At 66.3% G+C, this 5,736-nt stretch carries 2 protein-coding genes and 1 pseudogene; all 3 read right to left on the bottom strand.

Annotated elements, in window-relative coordinates; all coding sequences use genetic code 11:
• A pseudogene (gene gltD / locus A5652_RS05985) lies at window positions 1–377 on the bottom strand (glutamate synthase); the annotation flags it as partial.
• Window positions 370–4,953 (bottom strand): glutamate synthase large subunit, encoded by a 4,584-nt coding sequence (gltB, locus tag A5652_RS05980; RefSeq protein ID WP_067347717.1) that lies wholly within the window; start codon window positions 4,951–4,953, stop codon window positions 370–372. The pseudogene gltD and the gene gltB, both read right to left, overlap by 8 nt.
• Window positions 4,954–5,522: 569 nt before the next feature.
• On the bottom strand, window positions 5,523–5,736 hold a 214-nt coding region (locus A5652_RS28375), incomplete at its 5' end, for a hypothetical protein (protein WP_232001103.1).

Below are 5,736 nucleotides of genomic sequence, written 5' to 3'. Positions count from 1 at the left end.
TCGATGATCTCCAGCTCGATCTGCTTGATCGTCACCGGATCCTGGTTGATGCCGAGCACACAGGCCGGTTCGCAGGGCGCCGGGCACAGCCGCCCGGTGAAGTCGGGAAAGTTGTTGGTTGCGTGTAGCCGTTCGATGGCATCGCGCCAACGGTCCCTGCGAACCAGGTCGTTCCACTCCGGGATCAGGTTGCCCAGTGGGCAACCGTTGTGGCAGAACGGAATACCGCAGTCCATGCAGCGGGTCGCCTGCTCGCGCAAGGTCTCGTTGTCGAATTCTTCGTAGACCTCGTGCCAGTCACGCAACCTAATCGGCACAGGCCGGCGCTTCGGCAGTTCCCGATGCGTGTATTTCAGGAAGCCGCTCGGATCAGCCATGCGCGGCCGCCATGATCGCCTTGTCAACGTCCACGCCGTCGCGTTCGGCTTCGGCGATGGCTTGCAGCACCCGCTTGTAGTCCCGGGGCATCACCTTGGTGAAGTGCCGCTGGTGTTGCGACCAGTCACCCAGAATGCGCTGGCCAACAGCGGAATCGGTGGCATCAACGTGTGCCTGAATCATGCCGTGCAACCACTCGTAGTCATCTTCATCCAAGCTCTCGAGCTCGACCATCTCCGCGTTGAGATTGCCTGGGAATTCGCCCTGCGGATCGTAAATGTAGGCCACGCCGCCGGACATGCCCGCCGCGAAGTTGCGGCCGGTGCGACCGAGGACGACAACCTTGCCGCCCGTCATGTATTCGCAACCGTGGTCGCCGACACCCTCGACGACGGCGTGCGCCCCGGAGTTGCGTACGGCGAACCGCTCGCCGACGACGCCGCGCAGGTACGCCTCGCCGCTGGTCGCGCCGAACAGGATCACGTTGCCGCCGATGATGTTGTCTTCGGCAACGTAATCCTGGGGCGCGTCGTCCGAGGGCCGAACCACGATCCGGCCGCCGGACAGGCCCTTGCCGACGTAGTCGTTGGCGTCGCCGTAGACGCGCAGCGTGATGCCGCGCGGCACAAACGCACCGAAGCTGTTGCCCGCCGAGCCGTCGAACGTGATGTCGATGGTTCCGTCCGGCAACCCTTGTCCGCCATAGGCTTTGGTGACCTCATGACCGAGCATGGTGCCCACGGTCCGGTTGACGTTGCTGATAGTCGTGGAGAACCGCACCGGCTTGCCGGAGTCCAGCGCCTCGCGGCTCATCACGATCAACTGCTGGTCCAGCGCCTTGTCCAGACCGTGGTCTTGGCGCGAGCTGCAGTACAGGTCCTGGTTCATGAACGCCGATTCCGGCTCGTGCAGCACCGGGGCCAGGTCCAGCCGGTGCGCTTTCCAGTGGGCCCGCGCCAGCGTCATGTCCAAGGAGTTCACCTGGCCGACGGCCTCGTTGAGCGTGCGGAATCCCAACTGGGCCATGTATTCGCGCACCTCTTCGGCAATGAACATGAAGAAGTTCTCGACGAATTCGGGCTTGCCGGTGAAGCGTTCGCGCAGCACCGGGTTTTGGGTGGCCACCCCCACGGGGCAGGTGTCCAGATGGCAGACCCGCATCATGATGCAGCCGGAGACCACCAGCGGCGCGGTGGCGAAACCGAATTCCTCGGCGCCGAGTAGCGCCGCGATCATCACATCGCGGCCCGTCTTGAGCTGGCCGTCGACCTGAACCACGATCCGGTCGCGTAATCCGTTCAGCAGCAACGTCTGCTGCGTCTCGGCCAGCCCCAGCTCCCACGGCGCCCCGGCGTGCTTCATCGAGGTCAGCGGAGTCGCGCCGGTGCCACCGTCGTGCCCGGAGATCAGCACCACGTCGGCGTGGGCCTTCGACACGCCCGCGGCCACCGTGCCGACGCCGTTCTCGGAGACCAGCTTGACGTGCACCCGCGCGGACGGGTTGGCGTTCTTCAGGTCGTGGATCAGCTGCGCCAGATCCTCGATGGAGTAGATGTCGTGGTGCGGCGGCGGCGAAATCAGGCCGACGCCGGGGGTGGAGTGGCGCACCTCGGCAACCCACGGGTACACCTTGTGCCCCGGAAGCTGGCCGCCCTCACCGGGTTTCGCGCCTTGCGCCATCTTGATCTGGATGTCGGTGCAGTTCGTCAGGTAGTGCGACGTGACGCCGAACCGCCCGGAGGCGACCTGTTTGATCGAGCTGCGCCGCCAATCGCCGTTGGGATCGCGATCGAACCGCTTGACGTCCTCGCCGCCTTCACCGCTGTTGGACCGGCCGCCCAGCCGGTTCATCGCGATGGCCAGCGTCTCGTGCGCCTCGGCGGAGATCGAGCCGTAGCTCATCGCCCCGGTCGAGAAGCGCTTGACGATTTCGCTGGCGGGCTCGACCTCTTCCACCGGAATCGGGGGATTGATCCCCGCCCGGAACTTGAGCAGGCCGCGCAGCGATGCCATCCGCTCGCTCTGGTCGTCGACCAGACGGGTGTAGTCCTTGAACACCTTGTACTGGCCGGTGCGCGTCGCGTGCTGCAGCTTGAAGACGGTCTCGGGGTTGAACAGGTGGTACTCGCCCTCGCGGCGCCACTGGTATTCCCCGCCCACCTCGAGCTCGCGGTGGGCCCGCTCGTCCGGGCGGTCCAGGTAGGCCAGCGCGTGCCGGGCTGCGACGTCGGCGGCGATGTCGTCCAGGGTGACGCCCCCGATGGGGCAGCTCAAACCGGTGAAGTACTCGCTGAGCACGTCCTCGGAAATGCCGACCGCCTGGAACAACTGGGCACCGGTGTAGGACGCGACCGTCGAGATGCCCATCTTGGACATGACTTTCAGCACGCCCTTGCCGGCGGCCTTGATGTAGTTGCTCAGCGCCGTCTTGCGGTCGATGCCCTCGATCACGCCGCGATCGAGCATGTCCTCGATGGACTCGAACGCCATGTACGGGTTGATCGCCGCGGCACCGAAGCCGACCAGCGCGGCCATGTGGTGGACCTCGCGGGCGTCACCGGTTTCCACTACCAGACCGACGTGGGTCCGGGTCCGGTCGCGCACCAGGTGGTGATGCACCCCCGCCACCGCGAGCAGCGACGGGATGGGCGCCATCTCTTCGTCGGATTCACGGTCGGACAGGATGATCACTCGCGCGCCGTCAGCGATCGCCGCCGAAGCCTGCGCGCGCACCTCCTCGAGCGCGGCAGCCAGCCCGGCGCCACCCTCGGCGACGGGATACAGACAGCGAATCACTTTGGAGCGCATGCCGTGCGGGCGCCCGTTGACCTCGTCATCCGGGTCGAGGTTGATCAGCTTCGCCAGCTCCCGGTTGCGCAGAATCGGCTGGGACAGCGCGATCTGATGACACGAGCGCTCGGTCGGCGTGAGCAGGTCGCGCTCGCCGCCGGTGGTGCCCTGCAGGCTGGTCACCACCTCCTCGCGGATGGCGTCCAGCGGCGGGTTGGTCACCTGCGCGAAGAGCTGCTGGAAGTAGTCGTAGAGCATCCGGGGCCGCTGCGAGAGCACCGCGACCGGGGTGTCGGTGCCCATCGACCCGATCGGCTCGGCGCCGCTGCGGACCATCGGCGCGACCAAGAGGTTGAGTTCCTCGTAGGTGTAGCCGAATATCTGCTGACGCTTGACCAGTCGGTCATGGGGCATCCGCTTGTAGTTGCCCTGTGGCAGGTCGTCGAGCGGCACCAGGTTCCTGTCCAGCCATTCCTGGTACGGGTGCTCGGCGGCCAGCTCCGCCTTGATCTCCTCGTCGGAGACGATGCGTCCCTGCGCGGTGTCCACCAGGAACATGCGGCCGGGCTGCAACCGCATCCGGCGGACCACCTTGGCCGGGTCCAGGTCCAGCACGCCGGCCTCGGACGCCATGACCACCAAGCCGTCTTCGGTGACCCAGATTCGCGAGGGGCGCAAGCCATTACGGTCGAGCACGGCGCCGATGATGGTTCCGTCGGTGAACGTGATCGACGCCGGACCGTCCCACGGCTCCATCAACGAGGCGTGGTACTCGTAGAACGCCCGTCGCGCGGGGTCCATCGACTCGTTGCGCTCCCAGGCCTCGGGGATCATCATCAACACCGCATGGGCCAGGCTCCGCCCGCCCAGGTGGAGAAGTTCGAGCGCCTCATCGAACCGCGCCGTGTCGGACGCCCCGGGCGTACAGATCGGGAACAACTTCTCGACGTCGGCTTCGGTCCCGAAAACGTCGGTCTTTATCAGCGCCTCGCGGGCGCGCATCCAGTTCTCGTTACCGGTGACGGTGTTGATCTCACCGTTGTGCGCGACGCGACGGAACGGGTGCGCCAGCGGCCACGACGGGAAGGTGTTGGTGGAGAACCGGGAGTGCACGATGCCCAGCGCACTGGTCAACCGATCGTCTTGCAGGTCAAGGTAAAACGCCTTGAGCTGGGGGGTGGTCAGCATGCCCTTGTAGACGAGTGTCTGACTGGAAAGGCTTGGGAAATAGACGGTTTCGCGGCCGGGGCCGTCCTGGCCAGGACCCTTGGTGCCCAATTCATGCTCGGCGCGCTTACGCACCACGTAGGCGCGGCGCTCCAGCGTCATGCCGGACGCGCCCGCCATGAATACCTGGCGGAAGGTGGGCATCGCGTCACGGGACAGGGCGCCGAGTGACGAGTCGTCGATGGGCACGTTGCGCCAGCCCAGCACCGTCAGGCCCTCGGCCTCGGCGATCTTCTCCACCGCCGCACACGCCGCCGCGGCGTCCTTGGACGACTGCGGCAGGAACGCGATGCCGGTGGCATAGCTGCCTTCGGGGGGCAATTCGAAGTCGACGACCTCGCGCAGGAAGGCGTCGGGGACCTGAAGCATGATGCCGGCGCCGTCACCACTGCGGGGCTCGGCGCCCTGGGCACCCCGGTGCTCCAGGTTCAGCAGCGCGGTGATTGCCTTATCCACGATGTCGCGGCTACGACGGCCGTGCATATCGACGACCATGGCAACCCCGCACGAGTCGTGCTCGAACGCGGGGTTGTATAACCCGACGCGCTTGGGCGTCATATGCACCTGACCCTTCACCTGAACGTTCTGCGCGGCCGTTACCTGCGGCCCCGACGAGGTCGCGCCCTTTAGGTTGCGGGCTAGAACCCCTTCGGTCTTGTCTCGATGGGCTGTGCCCCAGATGATCCTGTTAGGGATGCCCGTGCAGCTTTGAACGGCGGCCTGGAACCGGTCTCGACAAGTCGTAAAACGATATGACAATACCCGCCTGACATGCCAACTTCGACAAGTCTAACCGCCAGGTGGCAGCGTCGTAAATTTCGCTGCCGCCGTTGCGCCCCGATTGCGTCCACCCCCGGTCCGGCGCCCTCGTCAGCAAACTCTTTGAGCAAGGCCGCACTAGACCTGGGCCTCCCGGGATTACCGCAGCTATGGAACCAATTCGGGGCGCCGGGCCGGTCGGCGATGTTGTCGGGCGCGAGTACGAGCCTGCTCAGCACCCAGCCGGGCGCGTCACGACCGCCCGTAGCGGCGCGCAGCCGAGTTTGCGGGTTCGCGTACGACGCGCGACAAGAGATACTGGACGGAATTGGTCACACCCGGCGTCGCAGGTTCGACGGTGGCGATGATCACGTGATGCGTTCGTCGCCGCCGGCCGATCGGGGCGGCGATCGATCACCCGGCACGCGAGGAGCCCATGAACGAGCGCGACGAATTCCTGCGGGACCGTCTGCAGCCCGAACGGGCGAGCACCCCCGCACCACGCCCGTCCGGTCCCGCAGCACCGCGGCTTCCCGGTAGATCGCCGGATCGAGCCCCCGCCGCGGACCCGCGGCGGGGTCC

It is taken from the genome of Mycobacterium sp. 1165178.9, assembly GCF_001673555.1.
Taxonomy (GTDB): Bacteria; Actinomycetota; Actinomycetes; order Mycobacteriales; family Mycobacteriaceae; genus Mycobacterium.
Note: the sequence above shows the minus strand (reverse complement) of the source record. Positions and strands in the feature narration are given on the sequence as shown.